This is a genomic window from Paenarthrobacter sp. PH39-S1 (assembly GCF_030063245.1).
Classification (GTDB): domain Bacteria; phylum Actinomycetota; class Actinomycetes; order Actinomycetales; family Micrococcaceae; genus Arthrobacter_M.
On the sequence record NZ_JASISR010000038.1, the window covers coordinates 1 to 21,272 of the forward strand.

A 21,272-nucleotide genomic window follows, 5' to 3' on the forward strand; every position below is an offset into this window, starting at 1 on the left:
CTGAACAGGTGTCCTTCTCTGTCTGGAAAATTTTGGCTTCGCAACTACTATTTTCCCAGCTCAAGGGGCACTTGTTCGGTTTAACACACCCCTGTCAAAAAGTTCTTACTCGCGGATCCGGGTCTGATTGAGGACGTGCTCGCCGGCAAATCAGTAACAATTGAGAAGGCGGGCAAACCTTTGGTGGATCTTGTGCTGCATCAGGATCGCCCGGCAATAATTGGTGCGTTGCGCGGGCAGCTGGAGTATGACGACGAAACCTTTGATGATCCCGATAGCTCCATGTCCTCAATGTTCTACGGCGATCCCTAGCATGGTCAGGGCGTCGCTTCTGCTCGACATACATGTCCTGCTCTGGTTCCTGGCAGACAGCCCAAAGCTCGGGCCGGTCAGCCGCAAACACATACTCAGCGGCGCCAACGTCAATTACTCAGCAGCATCCGTCTGGGAACTCACCATTAAGTCGATGCTCGGCAAAATTGCTTTGCCAGCCGCTTTCGATACAGCTCTGGATTCTTCCGGATTGGAGGAACTGCAGATAACGGCTGCCCAGGCAAGGAGCAGCGGGCGAGATCTTCCCATGTCCCTTGCAAAAATGACGGCGGTTCCGCAAAATGATGCGCGCGCCGCGCATCATTTTGCGGGATGGGCGTCATTTTTGCTGTGCAAGCCCGGCGCGCCGCAGGGTCTGGCGCGCGTGTTTGAGGATGGGGCCGTCGATCATTTTGCCGTTGTACGCGAAGACACCCGATCCCGACGCGGCAGCGGCTGCAAGGAGCTCCCGAGCCAGGGCCACCTCCTCCGGCGCCGGCGTATACGCATCGCGGATGACGGCGACCTGACCGGGATGGATGCAGGCCGTAGCGCCAAAGCCGGAGGCGACGGCGTCTCGTGCCTCCGCGGCCAGGCCGTCCAGATCCGGAATGTTCACGTGGACGGCATCTATCGCCGTTTTGCCGAAGGCGCCGGCCGCCAGCAGGACACCCGACCGGGCGTGCGCGGCCACGGCGCGGTAGCCGCCGTCGTCCGTCCGGCTGGAGCTGCCGCCGAGGGAGGCAACCAAGTCCTCCGCGCCCCACATCAGCGCCACGACGTTGGGAGCCGTCGCGATCCTCGCAGCTTCCAGCACGCCGCGGGCTGTTTCACAGAGCGCGACGACGTCGAAGCCGTCCAGCGCGGACAGCGCCGAGGCGTCTTCGGCTTTGGCCACCATGATGGTCCGGTACTGCGTCTGTTTCAGCGCCGCAAGGTCCGCGTCCGCGTCTGCGGTGCCGAGCGGGTTGATGCGCACGATGGCCCGGCCGGGATCCTGCGGATTGCCGATCAGATGCCCGCGCGCGGCTGCCTTGTCCTTGGGTGCTACGGCGTCCTCGAGATCCAGGATCACCGCATCCGCCCGGTCCGCGGCCTTGGCATATCGTTCCGGACGATCCGCGGGGCAGAAGAGCAGGGCCGGGCCCATGCTAAACGTCATGATGTGGGCTCCTGGGTCGTCACGTGCGCGCCCGGGCGCCCCACCGGAGCTGCGTTCCGGTCATCGGCCAAGGCAGCCTGCGGCCGTGTGGGGATGCCCGCCGCGGCATGCCCTTCTTTGGTCCACATCAGGCAGCTGCGTTCCAGGGTTGCCACCACAACCCCGTTCTGGTTCCGGCCGGTGTGGGCCATGGTGACAATTCCCTGCCCGGGACGGGAGGCCGAAAGCCGTTTGCCGGTGATCACGGTCTCGGTATAGAGGGTGTCGCCGTGGAACAGCGGGTGCGGGAATTTCACATCGGTGAGGCTCAGCTGCGCGATGATCGTTCCCTGCGTCAGCTGTGACACGGACTGGCCGACGACGGTCGCCAGCGTGAACATCGAATTCACCAGCCGCTGCCCGAACGGCTGGGTGGAACTCCAGGCAGCGTCCAGATGCAGAGCCTGCGTGTTCATGGTCATGCTGGTGAACAGGACATTGTCCGCTTCCGTCACCGTCCGGCCGGGCTTGTGCGCATAAATCACACCGGATTCCAGCTCATCGAAGTACAGTCCGCGCTGCTCGATCACCCTGGTCCCGCTCCCCTGCTCGGCCTGTGGCTGCACACTCATACGAGGTCCACATCGTGCATCTCCACCAGAAGCTCCGCGCCAGTGGCCGCATGGACCTCATCGACGGTGACCCCGGGCGCAACCTCGCGCAGCACCAGCCCGTCCGCCGTCACGTCGATCACGGCAAGATCGGTGATGATGCGGTCCACGCAGCCCTTGCCGGTCAGCGGGAGGGTGCAGTGCTTAAGGATTTTCGGTTTGCCGGTGCGGTCCACGTGCTCCATCATGATGATCAACCGTTTGGCACCGAAGACCAGATCCATCGCGCCGCCCATGCCCTTGACCATTTTGCCCGGGATCATCCAGTTGGCCAGGTCGCCGTTCTCGGCCACTTCCATGGCGCCGAGGACCGCCACATCCACGTGGCCGCCACGGACCATACCGAAGGACACCGCGGAATCGAAGAACGCCGCTCCCTTATTCACGGTGACGGTCTCCTTCCCGGCGTTGATCATATCCGGATCGACGTTCTCCTCGGTAGGGTACGGTCCGGTGCCCAGAATCCCGTTTTCGGAATGCAGGACAACTTCGACGCCGGCGGGAATGTAATTGGGAATCAGCGTCGGCATGCCAATGCCGAGGTTGACGTACTGGCCGTTCTTCAGTTCCTTGGCCACGCGGGCCGCGAGTTCGTTGCGTGTGAGTGCCATGTCAGGCTCCCTTCATTGCGGTCGCGGCGTCCCGGTGCTCGACGGGGGCCGTGTCCCGGTGCTCGACGGAGGCCGCCCGCGGCCGAGCGTGGTCGACCCTCGGGGTCGGGTCGACCAGGACGGCGGGCGCGGTCAGCGGATCAGGATCGACGACGGCGGGGGCGGCGACGGTGCGCTTTTCGATGCGTTTCTCGCTGTGCGGCGCCCCGACCGGAACATGCACCACGCGCTGGACGAAGATCCCGGGGACGTGAATATGTTCCGGATCGAGCTCGCCCGGCTCCACCAGCTCCTCGACCTCCGCAATCGTGATCTTGCCGGCCATCGCGCAGAGGGGATTGAAATTCATCGCGGTGGCGTGGAAGATCAGGTTCCCGTGCCGGTCCCCGCGCTGCGCATGCACCAGGGCAAAGTCCGGATTTACCGACTCCTCCAGGACATAGTCGGCGCCTCCGAAGCTGCGCACCTCCTTAGGTTCCGAGGCAATCGCAACGTTGCCGCCGCCGTCGTACTTCCTCGGCAGGCCACCCTCGCTGACCTGCGTGCCGACACCTGCGGTGGTGTAAAAGGCCGGAATGCCGGCGCCGCCCGCGCGCAGCTTCTCGGCCAAGGTTCCCTGCGGTGTGAGCTCGACCTCCAATTCGCCGGCCAGGAATTGCCGGGCGAACTCTTTGTTTTCCCCGACGTAGGAGGACGTGGTGCGGCGGATCCTGCCGTCCGAGAGCAGGATGCCCAACCCCCAGTCATCCACGCCGCAATTGTTGCTGATGGTCTCGAGCTCTTTGGTGCCCTGATCGTGCAGGGCAGCGATTAAGGCCACGGGAATCCCGCACAGGCCGAACCCGCCGACGGCCAGCGAGGCACCGTCGGGAATGTCGGCGACGGCCTCTGCCGCGGTGCGGACAACTTTGTTGATCATCGTTGATCCCTTTCTGCGCAGTTTCGTCTGGGTTGTTTCGATCATAGGGCTTGGCTTGCGCCCTCCGTGCGGTGCATCCTGACAGGATGCCTTGGATATGGACGGATGCCGTGGAAATTCCCACGGCATCCGTCCATATGACCGGCGTCCTGTTCCACCGGTGGCCTAGAGGCCCAGATCCCGGGCGATCAGCATGAGCTGGACCTCGGTGGTGCCTTCCCCGACCTCGAGAATCTTCGAGTCGCGGTAATGCCGGGACACCGTGAATTCATTGATGAACCCGTAGCCGCCGAACACCTGGGTCGCGTCCCTGGCGTTGTCCATTGCGGCCTCGCCGGCGACCATTTTGGCGATGGCTGCCTGCACCTTGAACGGCTTCCCGGCCAGCATCCGCGCGGCGGCATCATAGTAGGCCAGCCGCGCGGTGTGCGCCCGGGCCTGCATCCGGGCGATTTTGAACGAGATGCCCTGGTACTTGCCGATATTGTGGCCGAAGGCATGACGGTCCTTGGCGTAGCGGACGGATTCGTCCACGCAGCCCTGCGCGGCACCTGTGGCCAGGGCGGCGATGGCGATCCGCCCCTCGTCCAAAATGCTGAGGAAGTTCGCGAAGCCCCGGCCCTGCACTCCCAGCAGGTTGGCCCCGGGAACGCGGACGTCCTGGAGCGTGAGCGGATGGGTGTCCGAGGCGTTCCAGCCCACCTTGTTGTAGGCCTTCTCCGCCTTGAACCCTGGCGTATCGGTGGGGACCAGAATAGTGGAGATCTCCTTCTTAACCGACCCGTCGGCGCGCTCGGATGTCCCGGTGACGGCGGTGACGGTGACCAGTTTGGTGATGTCCGTCCCGGAGTTGGTGATGAATTCCTTGTTGCCGTTGATGACCCACTGCCCATCCTCCAGATGCGCATGGGTTTTGGTGCCGCCTGCATCGGATCCGGCCTCGGGTTCAGTCAGTCCGAACCCGGCGAGCGCCTTGCCCGAGGCCAACAGCGGCAGCCACTGGCTCTTTTGCTCCTCGGTGCCGAACCGGTGAACCGGCATGGCGCCGAGCGAAACGCCCGCTTCCAGGGTGATGGCAACGGATTGGTCGACGCGTCCCAGCTGCTCCAGCGCCAGCGCCAGCGCGAAGTAGTCTCCGCCCTGTCCGCCGTATTCCTCCGGGAACGGCAGTCCAAATAGGCCCATGTCCGCCATCTGCGAGACAATCTCGTACGGGAAGCTGTGCTCCTCGTCGTGCTTGGCCGACACCGGAGCGACCACGTTGTCGGCGAAGTCGCGCACGGCATCGCTGAGGTCCTGGTAGTCCTCGCTGAGTTCAAAATCAGGCATTGCTGGGAGCTCCTTCTGGATCTGCTGCTGTGGGAGTTGTCGCTGTGGGGGTCTCTACGGGATCTGCTGGGTGCCGGCTCTCTGCGGCGGCCACGGCGGCAGGGACGGTGTGAATCGTGGCCACCACCTGATCGGCCTTCACCAAGTCCCCTGGCCTGACGCTGATGTGGACGGTGCCGGCCACCGATGCCACCAGCTGGTGTTCCATCTTCATGGCCTCGACGGCCAGCAGCGTCTGACCTGGTTCGACGGCGTCGCCGTTGCCGACATTGACGGCGACAACGGTGCCAGGCATGGGCGAGCGGACCTGCGGATCCGCTGCGCCCTCCTCGCGGGCGATCCCCGCGAGAACCGCTGCAAGCTGCTCTTCTCGGCTGCGCAGCCGCAGTTCGCAGGCGAATCCGGACTCGCCGATCCAGACGGATGCGCCGTCGCGCGCCACGTGGATGCCGCGGGAGAATCCGTCGTACTCGATCCGGCCGGCGGCTCCAGCGTCGTGCCGGTAGGTGGCAAGCACCGGCGCACCGTCAGCAACGGCCACATCGCCGCGCACACCGTCGCCGGATCGGACCATGCCGGCCAGCTGGACGGTCACGGATTCAGTGGCACCGAGCGCAAACTCATACCGCAGTGGCCGGTGCCGTCCCAGCCGCCAGCCATCACGGGAGTGCCACGGACCGGTGGCGGGGGCGCCGCAGTCGCCCGTTCGCCAGCCATCACGGGAGTGCCACGGACCGGTGCCGGGGGCGCCGCAGTCGCCCGTTCGCCAGCCATCACGGGAGTGCCACGGACCGGTGCCGGGCGTGCCGTCGTCGTTCCTTCCATCATCCAGCGTCCCGGGGTAGACGCCCGAGGCAAACAGGTACAGGGCGGCCGCGGCCAGCAGGGCGTCGTCCGCCTGCCGGAACGTCAGCCCCGGCAACTTGCGCTCGATCATGGTGGTGTCCAGCCGCCCGGCCAGCACATCCGCATCGGCAACGAGCAGCCGCAGGTACTCGATGTTCGTGCCGAGCCCGAGCACGGTGGTGTCCGCGAGCGCCCGGTCCAGCCGCGCCAGCGCCTGTCCCCTGTCCGCGCCCCAGGCGATCACCTTGGCCAGCATCGGGTCGTAATCCGAACCGATCCCCAGCCCCGGCAGCAGCGACGAATCCACCCGCACGCCGTCTCCCGTCGGCTCCGCCAGCGCCAGCACCCTCCCGCTGGTGGGCAGGAAACCCCGCGCCGGATTCTCCGCGTAGACCCGCGCCTCGACGGCGTGCCCGGTGAGCGCCACGTCGTCCTGCCGGAGGGTCAGCGGCTGCCCGGCGGCAATGCGGATCTGCCACTGCACCAGATCCAGCCCGGTGACCATCTCGGTGACCGGGTGCTCCACCTGCAGCCGGGTATTCATTTCCATAAAAAAGAATTCATCCGGCGCCGTGTCCGAGACCAGGAACTCCACCGTGCCCGCACCGCTGTAGCCGACGCTGCGGGCAGCCTTGCAGGCGGCTTCGCCGATCCGCGCGCGGGTGGCGCCGCCGTCGTTCAATGACTCCAGCAGGGACGACGGTGCTTCCTCGATGACCTTCTGGTGCCGGCGCTGCAGCGAGCATTCGCGCTCGCCCAGATGGATCACGTTGCCGTGGTTGTCCGCCAGGACCTGGACCTCGATATGCCGCGGGGCTGCCACCAGCCGCTCCATAAAGAGCGTGTCGTCGCCGAAGGCGGACGCCGCAACCCGACGCGCGGTGACAAGTGTCGCCGCCAGGTCTTCGGGGCGCTCCACCACGTGCATTCCCTTGCCGCCTCCCCCGGCGGAGGGCTTGATCAGCAACGGGTAGCCGACGCCGTCGGCCGCCGCGACCAGTTGATCGTTGGTCAGCCCGGGCTCGGCGATGCCCGGCACCACCGGAACACCGTGCGCCATCACATGGTTTTTCGAACGGATCTTGTCGCCCATCATGTTCAGCGCGTGCACGCCGGGTCCGATGAATGCCACACCGGCGTCCGCGAGTGCGCGGGCAAATCCCTCGTTCTCGGACAGGAAGCCGTAACCGGGATGCACGGCCTGGGCCCCGGTGGCTCTGACCGCGGCCAGGATGGCGTCCGTATTCAGGTAGCTGAGCTGCGCCGCGGCCGGCCCGATCCGCACGGCCTCGTCAGCCAACCGCACGTGCCGGGCGTCGGCGTCGGCATCGCTGTACACGGCCACGGAACGGATCCCCATCCCGCGCAGGGTGGCAAAGATGCGGCAGGCGATCTCGCCGCGGTTGGCCACCAGCACAGTACTGAATGTCGCAGCGGCGGGCGAGGATGTATTCGGAGGGACGAAAAGTGTCATAGGGTCACATCCTGAAGAGGCCGAAGGAAGTGTCCGGCAGCGGCGCTTGGGCACAGACATCGAGGGCGAGACCCAGCACGGTCCGCGTGTCAGCAGGGTCAATAACGCCGTCGTCCCACAGCCGGGCGGTGGAATAGTAGGGGCTGCCCTGATCCTCGTACTGTGCCTTGATCGGGGCCTTGAACGATTCCTCCTCGGCCGCGGACCATTGCCCGCCGCGGCCCTCGATCTGCTCGCGCTTGACGGTGGCCAGCACCGAGGCGGCCTGGTTGCCGCCCATCACGGAGATCCGGCTGGCCGGCCACATCCAGAGGAAGCGCGGGCCGTAGGCGCGTCCGCACATCGAGTAATTGCCGGCACCGAATGAGCCGCCGACGACGACGGTCAGCTTGGGTACGCGGGCTGTGGCGACGGCGGTGACCATCTTGGCGCCGTTCTTGGCGATGCCGCCCTGCTCATAGTCCTTGCCGACCATGAAACCGGAGAGGTTCTGCAGGAAGATCAAAGGAATCCCGCGCTGGTCACACAGTTCGATGAAGTGCGCACCCTTGAGGGCGGATTCGCTGAAGAGCACACCGTTGTTGGCGATGATGCCCACCGGGTGGCCGTGCAGGCGGGCAAAGCCGGTGACCAACGTGGTGCCGTAGTTCTTTTTGAATTCGTGGAAACGGCTGCCGTCCACGATCCGCGCGATGATTTCGTGCGCATCATAGGGGGTGTTGAGGTCAGTGGGTACCGCACCGTACAGGTCCGCCGGGTCGGCTTCCGGCTCGATGCTGGTTTCCATATCCCAGGCCGGAGCTGCCGGTCGGGGCAGAGTGGCGACAATGTCGCGGACAATCTGCAGCGCATGCTGGTCATTTTCGGCCAGATGGTCGGTGACGCCGGAAATTTTGGAGTGCACGTCCCCACCGCCGAGCTCCTCGGCCGTGACAATCTCCCCGATGGCGGCCTTTACCAGCGGGGGGCCACCCAGAAAGATGGTGCCCTGGTTGCGCACGATGACCGTCTCGTCGCTCATCGCGGGGACGTAGGCGCCGCCGGCGGTGCAGGAGCCCATCACGGAGGCGATCTGCGGAATTTTGGCCGCGGAAAGCTGTGCCTGGTTGAAGAAGATCCGGCCGAAGTGCTCCTTGTCCGGGAAGACCTCGTCCTGCTTGGGCAGGAATGCGCCGCCGGAATCCACCAGGTAAATGCACGGCAGCCGGTTCTCCAGCGCGATCTCCTGCGCCCGCAGATGCTTCTTGACCGTCATCGGGTAATACGTTCCACCCTTAACGGTGGCGTCGTTGGAGATGACCAGCACCTGCCGGCCGTGCACCAGGCCGATGCCGGCAATCACCCCGGCGCCGGGCGAATCGTTGCCGTACATGCCGTTGGCGGCCAGCGGGGCAATTTCCAGGAACGGGCTGCCCTCATCGAGCAGCTGGTCGACGCGGTCCCGCGGGAGCAGCTTTCCGCGGGCCACGTGGCGGACCCGTGAACGCTCCGGGCCACCCAACGCGGTTGCCGCCAACCGTTCGCGCAGCTCCACCGCCAATGCAAGCTGCGCAGCCTTATTCCCGGCGTACGGCGCGCTGCCCGGGTCCACCCGGCTTTCAATCGTCTCCATCGACAACTTCCCGCTTCCTCGCATCCGCCGGCATCGCATTTTGGTTAGTGACTGTTAACTGAGTTTAGGCTAGTCTGTCTTATCTGTGATGTCCACTATGGAAGGAATGATGAGCAACGCAAGCGAGCCCGCGGGGCGCGGCCACGCCGCACAGGGCGGCCAGGCTACGCTGCGCAGCCTGGCCAAGGCGGACAGGCGGCAGGCCCTGTTGACTGCCGCCGCCGGCCTTTTTGCCCAGCACGGCTTCCACCGGGTCTCCATCGAGGACCTCGGTTCGGCGGCCGGCGTCAGTGGACCGGCGGTTTACCGCCATTTCAGCAGCAAGCAGGCCGTCCTTGGAGCCCTGCTGGTGGGGGTCAGCGCGGACCTTTTCGATGGCGGCACCTCGGTGGTGGCCGCCGCGGCGGACGACGCGGCAGCACTGCGCACGCTGATTGAATTCCACGTGGACTTTGCGCTGTCCAACCCGGATGTGATCCGCGTCCAGGACCGTGATCTGGACAATCTCGCACCCCCGGATCTGGCGTCCGTGCGCAAACTCCAGCGAGGCTACATTGACCTGTGGGTCGCAGTACTCGGCCGGCTCGAGCCCGGCACGGACCCCGCCAGCCGCCGGCTCAAGGTCCAGGCCACCTTCAGGTTGATCAACTCCACCCCGCACAGCGCCCGGAGCCACGGCCGGAAAATCGCCGCCCGGACCGCGCGCCCCGTCCTCGAACGCATGGCCCGCGCCGGCCTCCTCGCCTAACGGCCCGGATGCAGCCAGCGGCTGCGGGAGCAGGAGACGGGCGGACGCCACGCACGCCGACAATCATGTTGCTCTTCTCCGACCCGCCACGATACCGAAGATGGGTGGGAGATCTGCCCCACAAAACAAGACCACATTTCAAGGGGCACATCTCCACTCTCGGCGCAAGGATCAGATCATCGTGAGGACCATGCCCGGTTCGGCCAGGATGGTGCCGATGTCGGCGAGGAACCGCGAACCCTGCTCGCCGTCCACCAGCCGGTGATCAAAGGACAGGCTCAGCGTCATCACCTGACGCAGGGCGACTTCACCGTTGTACTCCCACGGCTGCCGGCGCACAGCTCCCATGGCCAGGATGGCAGCCTCGCCCGGATTGAGGATGGGCGTCCCCGCGTCAATACCGAACACTCCGATGTTCGTGATGGAAATGGTACCCCCGCTCAGCGCCGCCGGAGTGGTTTTTCCGGCCCGCGCCGTATCTGTCAACTCGGTCAGTGCGGCGGAAATCTGCATCAGGTTCATGGCCTGCGCATCCTTGATATTGGGCACCATGAGTCCACGCGGCGTCGCGGCCGCAATGCCCAAGTTCAGATAGTTCATCGTAATGATCTCGCCATTGGCCTCATCCCAGCGTGAATTCACCGACGGCTGGCGCCCGGCGGCAATGCACAGCGCCTTCGCCACCAGTGTCAGCGGAGTGAGTTTGTAGCCCACGAACCCCCTGCTGCCCTTGAGCTTGGCGAGCAGGTCCATGGTGGGCGTGACGTCGACGGTGAGGAATTCGCTCACGTGCGGGGCGGTGAACGCGCTGGCCACCATGGCAGCCGCCGTATGTTTGCGGACGCCCTTGATCGGAGTGCGGATCTCGCGGGCGGTATCTGCCTGTACAGTATCTCGCCGTGCGGTGTCTTCCTGTACTGCCGACGGCGTGGATTCGAGGCCGTCGGACACCGCAGCGAGCACATCCTCGCGGACAATCAGCCCGTTCGGTCCCGTCCCAGTGATCGCTGCCAATGAAACGCCCAAATCTTTGGCCAGTTTCCTGACCGGAGGGGTTGAGCGGGGCGGCTCAATTTCGCCCTCAGCCGGGACATCTGCCTGACCTACCGCGGCGGCAACCGCAGCAGCGGGAAGACGACGACGGCGGCGGGCCGGGTGGCCGTTCGTTTCCACTTCGGCGCCGTACCCGACGAGGGTGGGGACGCGCTTGGCGTCAGCAGTCTCCACGCGCCGGTCCGTCCCTTGGCCGAGCATCGAAGAAGTGCCTCTCCCAGCTTGGTTGGCACCCGGAAAACCATCGTTTCCCGTCTGTTCGGCGAGCGAAGAACTGCCGGCGCCAACGGCGGCACCGTCACTGCCGCCGTCGTCGGCCCCGGGCAGTTCAAAGGAAACGATCGGTGACCCGACCTCCACCACGGTGCCGGGCTGCTCATGCAGCTTCGCGATCACGCCGGCATAGGGCGAGGGCAGCTCCACCACGGCCTTCGCGGTCTCGACCTCGGCGATCACCTGGTTCAGCGTGACCGTGTCCCCCACCGCGACCTTCCACGCCACGATTTCGGATTCGGTCAGGCCTTCGCCCAGATCCGGGAGTCTGAATTCCTTAATCATCCTCACCCTTCCAGCCCGCTTAGGGAGTTTGGACGGCCCAGTGCACGGTCCACGCCGTCCAGTATCCGGTCCAGATCGGGCAGATGATATTTTTCGAGTTTGGACGGTGGGTACGGCACATCGAAGCCCGTCACCCGGACCGGCGCCGTTTCCAGATAGGAAAAACAGCGTTCCGTGAGACTGGCTGCCAACTCCGCGCCAAGCCCGCCGGACTGCGCCGCCTCGTGCGTGATGACCAGCCGTCCGGTCCTGCGCACGGAAGCCTCTAACGGGGCAAAATCTATCGGTGCCAGCGAGCGCAGGTCAATGACCTCCACGGAAATCCCCTCATCCGCGGCGGCCACGGCGGCATCACGGGCGGTCTGCACCAGCGGCCCGTAGGCAACGAGCGTGACGTCCGTCCCGGCGACGACCACCCGCGCGCTTTCCATCGGCAGCGCGTCCCGGAGTTCCTGGGTCTCATCCACCTCGCCCTTGGTGTGGTAACGGCGCTTGGGTTCAAAGTAAAGCACCGGGTCATCGCAGGCAACGGCCTGCCGGATCATGGTGTACGCGTCCTGCGGGTTGGACACGCTGATCACGCGCAGCCCCGATGTGTGGGTGAAGTAGGCCTCCGGCGATTCGGAATGATGCTCCGGAGAGCCGATGCCGCCGCCAAACGGAACGCGGATGGTGATGGGCATTTTGACCTTGCCCTGCGTGCGGTAGTGCAGCTTGGCCACCTGGGCGACAATCTGGTCAAAGGCGGGGTAGATGAAGCCGTCAAACTGAATTTCACATACCGGCCGGTAGCCCCGGTAGGCCAGCCCGACGGCGGTGCCCAGAATGGCGGCCTCGGCCAGCGGGGTGTCCAGCACGCGCTGCGGGCCGAAGTCCTTCTGCAGTCCGTCGGTGATGCGGAAAACACCGCCGAGCTTGCCGATGTCCTCGCCCATCAGCAGAACCTTTGGATCATCCTCCATCGCCTTGCGAAGGCCCGCGTTAATGGCCCGGCTAAATGTCATGCTCGACATCAGTTGCCTCCTTCGGCACCGGCAAGCGTTGCCAGATAGCGGGAATAATGGTCACGCTGGCGGTCCAGCCAGGAATTGTGCGTGCTGTACACATTGTCAAAAACGTCCAGCGGAGCCGGTTCCGGCAGCCCGATGCAGCCCGCACGCATTTCTTTGGCGACGGCGTCGGCCTTGGCGGCCACGGCGTCCTGCAGCTTCGGGGTAAGCAGACCGTCCTTGGTCAGCAGTGCTTCGACCCGGGAGATCGGGTCCTTGGCGGCCCAGTCCTCCAGTTCATTGGCGTCCCGATAGCGGGTCGGATCATCCGCCGTCGTGTGCGGCCCCATCCGGTAGGTGACCGCTTCGATGAAGGTGGGTCCGCCGCCGGTCCGGGCACGGTCCAGGGCAATCCGGGTCGCGGCCAGCACGGCGAGCACGTCGTTCCCATCCACGCGCAGGGACGGGATGCCGAAGCCGGGGGCCCGGTCCGCGATCGGAATGTGCGACTGCAGGCCAACGGGTTCGGAAATGGCCCAGTGGTTGTTCTGGCAGAAGAAGATCACCGGCACCTGGAAGCTGGCGGCAAAAACGAGCGCCTCATTGACGTCACCCTGGCTCACTGCCCCGTCGCCGAAGTAGGTGATGGCGGCAGAATCGGCGCCGTCGTTCTGGATCCCCAGGGCATAGCCGGTGGCGTGCAGCGTCTGCGCGCCGATGATGATCTGCGGCGTGGCCATATTGATGCTGAACGGATCCCAGCCCGAGGAGACATTGCCGCGCCAGACGCGGAGCAGGTCCGTCAGGTCCACGCCCCGGCAATAGGCCACGCCGTTTTCCCGATAGCTGGAAAAGACGAAATCGTCGGTCCGCAGGGCACGTGCGGAGCCAATCTGCGATGCTTCCTGGCCCAGCAGCGGCGGCCAGAGCGCCAGCTCCCCCTGCCGCTGAAGATGCGTGGCTTCGGTATCGATCCGGCGGATGACCACCATGTCCTCGTAGAGGGCGCACAGCCGTTCGTCATCAATATCCTGCAGCCAACGGTCAAATTCCGGGTGGCCGACGCGCGTTCCGTCCGGCGTAATGAGCTGGATCATCTCCGGCTGCTGAAAGCCCGGGGTAGGGGCTGTCTCGTCCTTCACCATAGTTCCACGCAACCTTTGCACATTGTCTCGACCGGCCTCGAATTTTTGGTCCATGGTCCGTCCCAGCCCCGGTTTGTGACCGCTCGACTGTCCACGGGCTCCCTTGCCCGTATGTCTTGTGACCCTACTCACAGGAGAAGGGTGGCACAACCGGGAGGAGCAAAATTGAGCAGAATGCACTATTTTGCAACCTTTCACCGTGCTAACGTTGCGCACTATGCAACCCTTGGACGGCACCGACACGAGGCTCCTGATGGCGCTGGCCGAAGATCCCCGCCGCACCGTGGTGGCACTGGCGCAAACGCTTGGGCTGTCCCGCAATACGGTGCAGGCCAGGATGGCGGCGCTGGAAACCAGGAACGTCTTTCTGTCCTTCGAACGGCGGATCAACCCGGCCGCGCTCGGCTACCCGCTGCTGGCCTTCATCTCGATCCATGTCCAGCAGCAGAAGCTCGGCGCCATCACCCAGGCATTGGCCCAGATCCCCGAGGTCCTCGAGGCCTTCGGGCTCACCGGTGCGGCCGATCTCCTGGTCCGTGTGGTCTGCACCGATGCCGAGGACCTCTTCCGGATCAACGGCAAGATCCAGGCCTCCGACGGCGTCGAACGCACGGACACTTCGCTGGCCATGGGCGAGCTGATCCCGTTCCGGCTCGACCCCCTGCTACAGCGCGGACCCCGGACCGGCGGGTAACTTTCCGCCCGGCAGGGTCCGCCCGGAGATTTCTTCGGCATCCGCCCATCCTTTACCTTCCGTGCCGCGAACTAAGGGTGCACGTTCCGCCCGGAACTGTGGACACCCCGGGAACCGCACTGCGGCGCCCCCGCGCTACGGAAGGCTTTTATCATGCGCCCTTCACCCAACAGGCTGATTGCAACGATCTTCGGTGCCGTCTACCTTCTGATCGGCATCCTCGGATTCTTCGTCACCGCCGGCATCGGCTTTTTCGCCACCGAGGGCAGCAATGTCATTGTCTTCGCGGTCAATCCGCTGCACAACATCATCCACCTGGCCATCGGGGCTGCCCTGCTGATCGCCGGACTCAAGTCGGTCCCGGCAGCCAAATCCGTCAATACCACCGTCGGTGCCGTGTATCTGCTGGTCGGCATCTTGGGTCTGTTCCTGCTCGGCAGCTCGCTGAACATCATTGCACTGAACGGGGCGGACAATGTGCTGCACCTGGCCAGCGCCGTCCTGCTGCTGGGCGTCGGTCTCTCCCAGGACAAAACGGTTTCACGGCGTTCCGTCGGCGCCGGTCGCACGGCGTAACCGATGTCAACCGTCACCGGCGGTCGGGTACGTTTCCGGGCGGGCCGGACCCGCCACGGGTCCGTGCCCGCAACCGCGGCCCTGCTTCCGGAAACCGTGCGTCTCTTCACGGGATTCGCCGCCTTCGGGGCCGCGGCGTTGACGTTCGGACTCAGTTCCAACCTGCTTGCGGCCGCACTGGGAGGCAACCCAACGGGCGCTCCTGGCACAACTACGGTGGCCGTTCCGGCTGAGCTTGCCGGCGCCGTGATCGTGGCGGCCTGGGGCGTATGCCTGCTCCTGTGGGCCATCCGGTCCCTGCGCCGCGGGGTGGCGGCATGGCCCGTCCTGACCACCAGAATCCTCCCCATCGCGGTGGCGGTCCAGCTGCTGGGCATAATTTACGGCCTATGGCAGCTGCCCATGGCCAACCGCAGCTTTGACCTCAGTGCCGCGTGCGCCTTCATCCTGGAACTGGCCATGCTCGGCAGCCTCGGTTGGCTGCACCGCACCGGTAAATCCGCGCAGGATACCGATCGTGGGTCAACAGGCGCGGGATCAACAGGCGCGGGGTCAACAGGCGCGGGGTCAACAGTCGCGGGATCAACAGTCGCGGGATCAACAGGCGCGGGATCAACAGGCGCGGGATCAACAGTTAAGGGATCAACAGTTAAGGGGACGACGGCGGCGGTTCCGGCGGCTGCCCCGCCTGCGGGTCGGCTGCTGGCCGCCATGTTTGCCGCCTCGCTGCTGGTCGCTGCGGTGGCCACGCCAGGGCTCGCCGCCACGACGGCCGGACTGCACGCGGTCCCGCACGGCGGCCACGGCGGCACGGCGCCCACGCTCCACGACCCGGCCGCACACCACCACTGAAACGCACCACACTGAACGGCGCCTGCACCGACCAGTGCGGTGCACTGAACGGCGCCTGCACCGACCAGTGCACCGCACCGACCAGCACCGCACCGACAGGCGCACCACGAAGTCCGGAACCGACGAGCACCTACCCGACGAGCACCGGAACCGACGAGAACCTACCCGACGAAGACTTGCACGAACGAAAGCCGGCCCCAACAAAAGTCGGCACGAAAAAGGGCCAGCACCAGCTGAGACAGAGCAGCACACCGCACCATCGGCGCGGGGCCCTGCTCTGTCTCTCTGTATTTCACTCGGTTCGTCAGCCGGGGTTCGTCAACCGGGGTTCGTCAACCGGGTATCGCTGACTCCATTATCATTGCTCACGTCATGAGTAGCGCCCACTCCATGGGTAGCGCTCACCTCACGATCAGCGCTCACCCATGGTCAGTGCGAGGTCGCCTTTTCGGCCCCAACGCCGGTCAGCGAACGGACCTCCATTTCCGCCTGCATGGCCAGGTCTTCCTGCTTCTTGTCCAGCACCGTACCGAGCCAGCCCAGCAGGAAGGCGACCGGGATCGAGACGAGTCCGGGGTTGGCGAGCGGGAACCAGTCAAAGTCGGCACCGGGGATCATGGCCTTGGCGTTGCCGGAAACCACGGGCGAGAAGGCTATCAGGATGATTGCCACAGCCAGGCCGCCGTACATGCTCCACAGCGCGCCCCGCGTGGTGAAGCGCTTCCAGAACAACGAGTACAGGATCGTCGGCAGATTGGCGCTTGCAGCGACTGCGAAGGCCAGCGCCACGAGGAATGCCACATTCTGGCCGTTGGCCAGAATACCGCCGCCGATGGTGACAATACCGATTACCACGACGGTGCGGCGCGCCACCTTGACCTCCGTCTGCGGATTGACCTTACCCTTGGCAATGACGTTCGCGTAGATGACGTTCGCGTAGATGTCGCGTAGATGTCGCGTAGATGTAGATATTGTGCGCATACGCTGCCGCCGCCGTGATGGTCAAGCCGGCAACCACAGCCAGGATGCTGGCGAAGGCCACCGCGGAGATGAAGCCCAGCAGCACCGGGGCGCCGATCACGAAGGCCACCAGAGGTGCGGGGGCGCAATATTGTTCAGCTCATCACTGGCCAGCACCGGATTCGCGCAGGAACTCCTGGCCCAACCGGCGGCCTGGACGGTGCCGACGGCCTTTGTGGTGATGGTCTTGGTCTCGCTCCGGACCAGGAACCGGCGCCCCGGAGCGCTCACGCGGATCATGACCAGGCTGCACGCCGCGGAAAGGCCGCTGGCCACTAATCGATGGATGCCATCAGTTCGACAACGCGGTCCAGGAACGCATCCACTTGGCTTTCCTCATAACCCTCGGCACCCACGGCCGGGGCGAATACCGCGCGCCGGACGATGTCGACGCTCATCGGCTTATTCTCTTCGAAGTAGGCCAACAGCTCGCGGCAAAGCCCGTCGACTTCCTCAACACAGTAGCTTCGCACCCTGCGTTTGGGCCGGCGGAACCGTTCCCCGTCGCCGCGGTGCAGCCGGGCGCGGAGCACGGACGAGATCCTGCCGATCTGCAGCAGCCAGGCTTCCTCACCCTGGCAGCTCACCAGCTGATCCCGCTCGCGCTGGGCGAAGACATCCTCCAGCCGGTCCAGTGCTGCATCGACAGCCAGGGCCTGGTAACCCCCTTTGGCGGGATCAAAGGAAACGGTCCGAACGTCGTGGCTGGTCACAGTCTTCTGCCCGCTGTCCTCAGCGGTGTAGAAGGCGTGGGCGCGGGTAAGAAAATGGTCCACCTGCTTAATGCTGTAACCGAATTCGTTGCGGCCTACGCGCGCAAAAGGAGTGTTTGTCCGCTGTTGTTTGTCCACGGTCACAGTCGTTCCTTGCTGGAGCTGGTCGGCGTCTTCGCCGGCGGCTTCCGGTCGGGCCGCTGGCGCGGCTTGCTGGACAATATTCTATCCGGGAACAACCCGGCGGACGGCCAGGACACAGTCTCCGTAGCCTAAGGCGCCGAACCCGCGACGCTGCGCTATCCTGCTGCGCTACGCAGCGAACCGGCCAAGCACGGTGAAGATGATAAATGCCACCGGCGCCCCGAAGAGGATCGAATCCAGCCGGTCCATCACTCCGCCGTGCCCGGGCAGTATGCTGCTCATGTCCTTGACGCCCAGCTCGCGCTTGACCATGGATTCAGCCAGGTCACCGGCCGTCGCGGCTGCCACCATTGTGACGGCGAGAACCAGCCCGACCCACCAGGGCCCGTTCAGCAGGAAGATCGTGGCCGGCACGGCTATCAGGATGGCACCGGCAACAGAACCGGCAAAACCCTCCCAGGATTTTTTCGGGCTGATCTTCGGCGCCATCGGATGTTTGCCGAATAACACGCCGACCAGGTAACCGAAGGTATCGTTGGCAACCACCAGCATGAGCATGAGGGCAACCTGTACCGCCCCCCGTCCGGGTTCCAACAGATCCCAGGTGACCCCCGTCGTCGCCACTCCTTCGCCGCGCAGCAGCAAAAAGACGAAACTGATGAAGAATGGGATCCACATCAGTGCGAAGACGCCGGCAAAAATACTTTGAACCGCTCCTGCGGCCGGATCCAGACAGCGCCAGACGAGCACTGCGGCGGTGCTGGCCACCAAGGCAAAAAGCAGGCCCTCCGCGCCGGAAAAATAGGCCGACGCCGGCATGGCAGCAGTTCCGATCAGCGCCGGCACCATGGGAACAGCGATCCCGCGCTGGAGCAGTGCCCGGCTGAACTCCCAGATGCCGAAGCCGGCAAAGGCCGTCACGATGACGACAAACGCGAGGGGGTAGATCAGTATGCCGCCGAGCACGACGACGAGCATGGTCAGACCGACGCCGATGGCCGCCGGCAGATCCCTCCCGGCCGACGGTGTGCGCCCGGCGGACTTACCGGCCACCTCAGGAACGGGTATGACGATTGCGGTGGAGTCCGCCGAATCCGCAACAGGAGACGGAGCTGGTGGCCCGGTCCCGGCCAACGTCTTCGGCACTCGCCGCGCCGACGCCTCCGGCGGCAGCGGCCGGATCTGCTGGGGAGCAGTCGGAACGGGGGGCACAGCGGCAGACTGCCTGCGGGACGACAGCTGACCCCGCGGCCGGCCGCCGTCGCGCAGTGAGCGGCGGGAGGGATGATTCGGCGCGGGGCCGGCAGCCCCTGGGCCGGGAGCTCCGGCCGGGCCGGAGCCAGCCGCCGGGGGCGGTAAATCGCTCATTAGACCTCGAGGAGTTCCGCTTCTTTTCGCTTGAGCAGTTCGTCGATATTGTCCGTGTGCGCCTTCGTCAGGCCGTCCAGCTCTTTTTCAGCCCGTGAGCCCTCGTCCTCGCCCGCGTCGCCATCCTTGACGATCCGGTCCAGCCCTTCCTTCGCCTTACGGCGGATGTTGCGGATCGACACCTTCGCGTCCTCGCCCTTGCCCCGAACGATTTTGACATACTCCCGGCGTCGTTCCTGCGTCAGCTCCGGCATGACAATGCGGATAACATTGCCGTCATTGGACGGGTTCGCTCCGACCTCGGAATTGCTCAGCGCACGCTCGATATCGTTTAGTGAGGTCTTGTCGAAGGGAGTGATCAGCAACGTCCGGGCCTCCGGCACTGCAAACGACGCCAGCTGCTGCAGCGGCGTCGGTGAGCCGTAATACTCCACCATGACCTTGGCAAACAGACCGGGATTCGCGCGGCCGGTGCGGATCGAGGCGAAATCCTCTTTCGCCACCTCAACGGCCTTATCCATCTTTTCTTCGGCCTCTAGCAAGGTTTCTTCGATCACGATCTCTCCCTCGGAAATTGGTGCCCCTATTACGCGCAGGACGCGACCGCTGATTTCCCGGCCCCGCTGCCCCACCCGCTGATATCCTGACTTCATCCTAGCGTGGAGGCACACCGGTCGGGTGCCAGACGCTAGGCCCTGGTCAGGGTGTGACTAATGTTCCCAGCTCTTCGCCCAAAATGGCGCGGGCAACGTTGCCTTCACCCTCCATGCCGAAGACGAGCATGGTCACGTTGTTGTCCTTGCACAGGCTGAGCGCCGTCTGGTCCATAACCCGGATATCACGCTGCATCGCCTCGTCGTAGGTGAGTTTATCCAGCTTGTGCGCCGTCGGGTCCTTCTTCGGATCCGCCGTGTAGACGCCGTCGACTCCGTTTTTCGCCATCAGCACCACATCGGCATGGACCTCCAGCGCCCGCTGGGCAGCGACGGTGTCCGTGGAAAAATACGGCAGGCCGGCACCGGCGCCAAAGATGACGACGCGGCCCTTCTCCAGGTGCCGGATGGCACGGCGCGGAATGTAAGCCTCGGCCACCTGACCCATGCTGATGGCGCTCTGCACTCGTGTCTCGACGCCGGCCTGCTCCAGGAAATCCTGCAGCGCCAGGCAGTTCATCACCGTTCCAAGCATGCCCATGTAGTCCGCGCGGGAACGGTCCATTCCGCTTTGCGCCAGTTCGGCACCGCGGAAAAAGTTCCCGCCGCCGACGACGATGGCCACCTCGACGGTGCCGTTGGTGCTGGCGATCTGCTCGGCAATGCCCCTAACGGTGTCTGGGTCCACGCCGAGCTTGCCGCCGCCGAAGACCTCGCCGGAGAGCTTGAGCAGCACCCGGCGGCGCGGCTGGCCGTGCTCCTCGCAGGGCTGCAGCGCCTCCGCCGGGACAGTAGCAATGCCATCCGTGCTGATTAGATTGTCGATGCTCATATCGCCTTCCGTTGGCGCGGTTGCCGTGTATCTGATGATAGTCGGTGGCATGCCAAGGGGGCGGCCACCGCAGTGACCGCCCCCTCAAGCATTACCCGTTCCCCGTTGTACCGCTGCGTTACGCACCAACACGGAAGCGTGCGAAGGCCGTGGCCTTGACGCCAGCTTCTTCGAGGACCTGTGCGACGCTCTTCTTGGCGTCCTTGGCAAATGCCTGATCGACCAGAACACTCTCCTTGAAGAAGCCCGTGAGGCGGCCTTCAACGATCTTGCTCATGGCCGCTTCGGGCTTGCCCTCAGCGCGGGCAGTCTCGTCCGCAATCCGGCGCTCGCTCTCGACCAGATCCGCCGGAACCTCGTCGCGGATCAGGTAGGTGGGCGAGTAGGCGGCGATGTGCACCGCGATGTCGTGAGCGGCCTCCTTGACGGAGTCCCCTTGACCATCAACAGCGAACAGCACGCCGACCTGGGCCGGGAGGTCCTTGGAGGTCTTGTGCAGGTATGCATCAACCGTCTTGCCCTCAACCCGGGCAACGCGGCGGACAGCGACCTTTTCGCCCAGCAGCGCGCCGGCCTCGATGACCAGCTCCGAGAGCGGCTTGCCGTCCACGTTGTGGGCCAGCAGGGCATCAATGTCTGAGGCACCGGAGTCAACGGCGGCGGCAAGTACCTTCTTGGAGAACTCAATGAACGGGCCGGCCTTGGCCACGAAGTCGGTTTCACAGTTAATTTCAACCATGACGCCAACGCCGCCGTCGACCGCAGCGGCCACAAGACCCTCGGCGGTGGAACGGCCTTCACGCTTGGTGGCACCCTTGAGACCCTTGATGCGGATGAGCTCCATCGCCTTCTCGGCGTCGCCGTTGGCTTCGTCGAGCGCCTTCTTGACGTCCATCATGCCAGCGCCAGTGCGCTCACGCAGAGCCTTGATATCAGCGGCGGTGTAATTCGCCATAGTGCACTCCTGTTTCTTGTCGGTCTTTTGCCAATTGTTGAGGGACCCGCACGGGGC

21 protein-coding genes and 1 pseudogene are annotated in these 21,272 nt (G+C 64.9%); 5 read left to right on the top strand and 17 right to left on the bottom strand.

The window, feature by feature from the left end:
- The first annotated feature begins 135 nt into the window (after positions 1 to 135).
- Entirely contained in the window at positions 136 to 312 is a 177-nt protein-coding gene (locus QMG52_RS18295; RefSeq protein ID WP_283561859.1) for a prevent-host-death protein, read from the top strand.
- A 340-nt stretch (positions 313 to 652) separates the two neighbouring features.
- On the opposite strand, the gene QMG52_RS18300 is transcribed toward QMG52_RS18295, so the two are convergent.
- From QMG52_RS18300 to QMG52_RS18330, 7 genes are all read right to left on the bottom strand, one after another.
- On the bottom strand, positions 653 to 1,474 hold the full coding sequence (locus QMG52_RS18300; RefSeq protein ID WP_283561860.1) for an HpcH/HpaI aldolase/citrate lyase family protein: 822 nt from the start codon (positions 1,472 to 1,474) through the stop codon (positions 653 to 655).
- Entirely contained in the window at positions 1,471 to 2,085 is a 615-nt protein-coding gene (locus QMG52_RS18305; RefSeq protein WP_283561861.1) for a MaoC family dehydratase, read from the bottom strand. The genes QMG52_RS18300 and QMG52_RS18305 overlap by 4 nt, the downstream gene beginning before the upstream one ends.
- Entirely contained in the window at positions 2,082 to 2,735 is a 654-nt protein-coding gene (locus QMG52_RS18310) for a CoA transferase subunit B (RefSeq protein ID WP_283561862.1), read from the bottom strand. Before QMG52_RS18310 ends, QMG52_RS18305 begins: the two co-directional genes overlap by 4 nt.
- Before the next feature lies 1 nt (position 2,736).
- The gene (locus tag QMG52_RS18315; protein WP_283561887.1) at positions 2,737 to 3,654 is read right to left on the bottom strand and encodes a CoA transferase subunit A; all 918 of its coding nucleotides are present in this window, start codon (positions 3,652 to 3,654) and stop codon (positions 2,737 to 2,739) included.
- Between the two features lie 165 nt (positions 3,655 to 3,819).
- Complete coding sequence (locus QMG52_RS18320) at positions 3,820 to 4,983, bottom strand: acyl-CoA dehydrogenase family protein (protein WP_283561863.1); 1,164 nt, start codon at positions 4,981 to 4,983, stop codon at positions 3,820 to 3,822.
- Positions 4,976 to 7,303: an ATP-binding protein gene (locus tag QMG52_RS18325; RefSeq protein WP_283561864.1), complete on the bottom strand. Its 2,328-nt coding sequence runs from the start codon at positions 7,301 to 7,303 to the stop codon at positions 4,976 to 4,978. The genes QMG52_RS18320 and QMG52_RS18325 overlap by 8 nt, the downstream gene beginning before the upstream one ends.
- A gap of 4 nt (positions 7,304 to 7,307) precedes the next feature.
- Entirely contained in the window at positions 7,308 to 8,915 is a 1,608-nt protein-coding gene (locus QMG52_RS18330) for a carboxyl transferase domain-containing protein (RefSeq protein WP_283561865.1), read from the bottom strand.
- A gap of 106 nt (positions 8,916 to 9,021) precedes the next feature.
- On the opposite strand from QMG52_RS18330, the gene QMG52_RS18335 reads away from it, so the two are divergent.
- Positions 9,022 to 9,663, top strand: coding sequence for an SACE_7040 family transcriptional regulator (locus tag QMG52_RS18335; protein WP_502920570.1), 642 nt, complete (start codon positions 9,022 to 9,024; stop codon positions 9,661 to 9,663).
- Between the two features lie 171 nt (positions 9,664 to 9,834).
- On the opposite strand, the gene QMG52_RS18340 is transcribed toward QMG52_RS18335, so the two are convergent.
- Genes QMG52_RS18340 through pdhA form a run of 3 tightly spaced genes read right to left on the bottom strand, consistent with a single transcriptional unit; the run spans position 9,835 to position 13,408 of the window.
- Positions 9,835 to 11,274 (bottom strand): dihydrolipoamide acetyltransferase family protein, encoded by a 1,440-nt coding sequence (locus QMG52_RS18340; protein ID WP_283561867.1) that lies wholly within the window; start codon positions 11,272 to 11,274, stop codon positions 9,835 to 9,837.
- 2 nt (positions 11,275 to 11,276) lie between these two features.
- On the bottom strand, positions 11,277 to 12,287 hold the full coding sequence (locus QMG52_RS18345; protein ID WP_283561868.1) for an alpha-ketoacid dehydrogenase subunit beta: 1,011 nt from the start codon (positions 12,285 to 12,287) through the stop codon (positions 11,277 to 11,279).
- The gene (pdhA, locus tag QMG52_RS18350) at positions 12,287 to 13,408 is read right to left on the bottom strand and encodes a pyruvate dehydrogenase (acetyl-transferring) E1 component subunit alpha (protein WP_283561869.1); all 1,122 of its coding nucleotides are present in this window, start codon (positions 13,406 to 13,408) and stop codon (positions 12,287 to 12,289) included. The genes QMG52_RS18345 and pdhA overlap by 1 nt, the downstream gene beginning before the upstream one ends.
- 217 nt (positions 13,409 to 13,625) lie before the next feature.
- On the opposite strand from pdhA, the gene QMG52_RS18355 reads away from it, so the two are divergent.
- The 3 genes from QMG52_RS18355 (at position 13,626) to QMG52_RS18365 (ending at position 15,530) form a co-directional block, all read left to right on the top strand.
- Positions 13,626 to 14,102, top strand: a complete 477-nt coding sequence (locus QMG52_RS18355; RefSeq protein WP_283561870.1) for an Lrp/AsnC family transcriptional regulator — start codon at positions 13,626 to 13,628, stop codon at positions 14,100 to 14,102.
- 153 nt (positions 14,103 to 14,255) lie between these two features.
- Positions 14,256 to 14,678: a DUF4383 domain-containing protein gene (locus tag QMG52_RS18360; RefSeq protein ID WP_283561871.1), complete on the top strand. Its 423-nt coding sequence runs from the start codon at positions 14,256 to 14,258 to the stop codon at positions 14,676 to 14,678.
- Positions 14,679 to 14,681: 3 nt separating this feature from the next.
- Positions 14,682 to 15,530, top strand: coding sequence for a hypothetical protein (locus tag QMG52_RS18365; RefSeq protein WP_283561872.1), 849 nt, complete (start codon positions 14,682 to 14,684; stop codon positions 15,528 to 15,530).
- Between the two features lie 429 nt (positions 15,531 to 15,959).
- On the opposite strand, the pseudogene QMG52_RS18370 reads toward QMG52_RS18365, so the two are convergent.
- The 7 genes and pseudogenes from QMG52_RS18370 to tsf all read right to left on the bottom strand — a co-directional run.
- A pseudogene (locus QMG52_RS18370) lies at positions 15,960 to 16,629 on the bottom strand (solute symporter family protein); the annotation flags it as partial.
- Positions 16,608 to 16,826: a hypothetical protein gene (locus QMG52_RS18375; RefSeq protein ID WP_283561873.1), complete on the bottom strand. Its 219-nt coding sequence runs from the start codon at positions 16,824 to 16,826 to the stop codon at positions 16,608 to 16,610. The pseudogene QMG52_RS18370 and the gene QMG52_RS18375, both read right to left, overlap by 22 nt.
- Positions 16,826 to 17,407: a DivIVA domain-containing protein gene (locus tag QMG52_RS18380; protein ID WP_283561874.1), complete on the bottom strand. Its 582-nt coding sequence runs from the start codon at positions 17,405 to 17,407 to the stop codon at positions 16,826 to 16,828. The genes QMG52_RS18375 and QMG52_RS18380 overlap by 1 nt, the downstream gene beginning before the upstream one ends.
- A gap of 168 nt (positions 17,408 to 17,575) precedes the next feature.
- Complete coding sequence (locus tag QMG52_RS18385; protein WP_283561888.1) at positions 17,576 to 18,481, bottom strand: phosphatidate cytidylyltransferase; 906 nt, start codon at positions 18,479 to 18,481, stop codon at positions 17,576 to 17,578.
- Positions 18,482 to 18,774: 293 nt separating this feature from the next.
- Positions 18,775 to 19,332, bottom strand: a complete 558-nt coding sequence (gene frr / locus QMG52_RS18390) for a ribosome recycling factor (protein WP_283561875.1) — start codon at positions 19,330 to 19,332, stop codon at positions 18,775 to 18,777.
- A 142-nt stretch (positions 19,333 to 19,474) separates the two neighbouring features.
- Positions 19,475 to 20,260 (bottom strand): UMP kinase, encoded by a 786-nt coding sequence (gene pyrH, locus QMG52_RS18395; RefSeq protein WP_283561876.1) that lies wholly within the window; start codon positions 20,258 to 20,260, stop codon positions 19,475 to 19,477.
- Between the two features lie 118 nt (positions 20,261 to 20,378).
- Entirely contained in the window at positions 20,379 to 21,215 is an 837-nt protein-coding gene (gene tsf / locus QMG52_RS18400) for a translation elongation factor Ts (RefSeq protein ID WP_283561877.1), read from the bottom strand.
- Positions 21,216 to 21,272 lie beyond the last annotated feature (57 nt).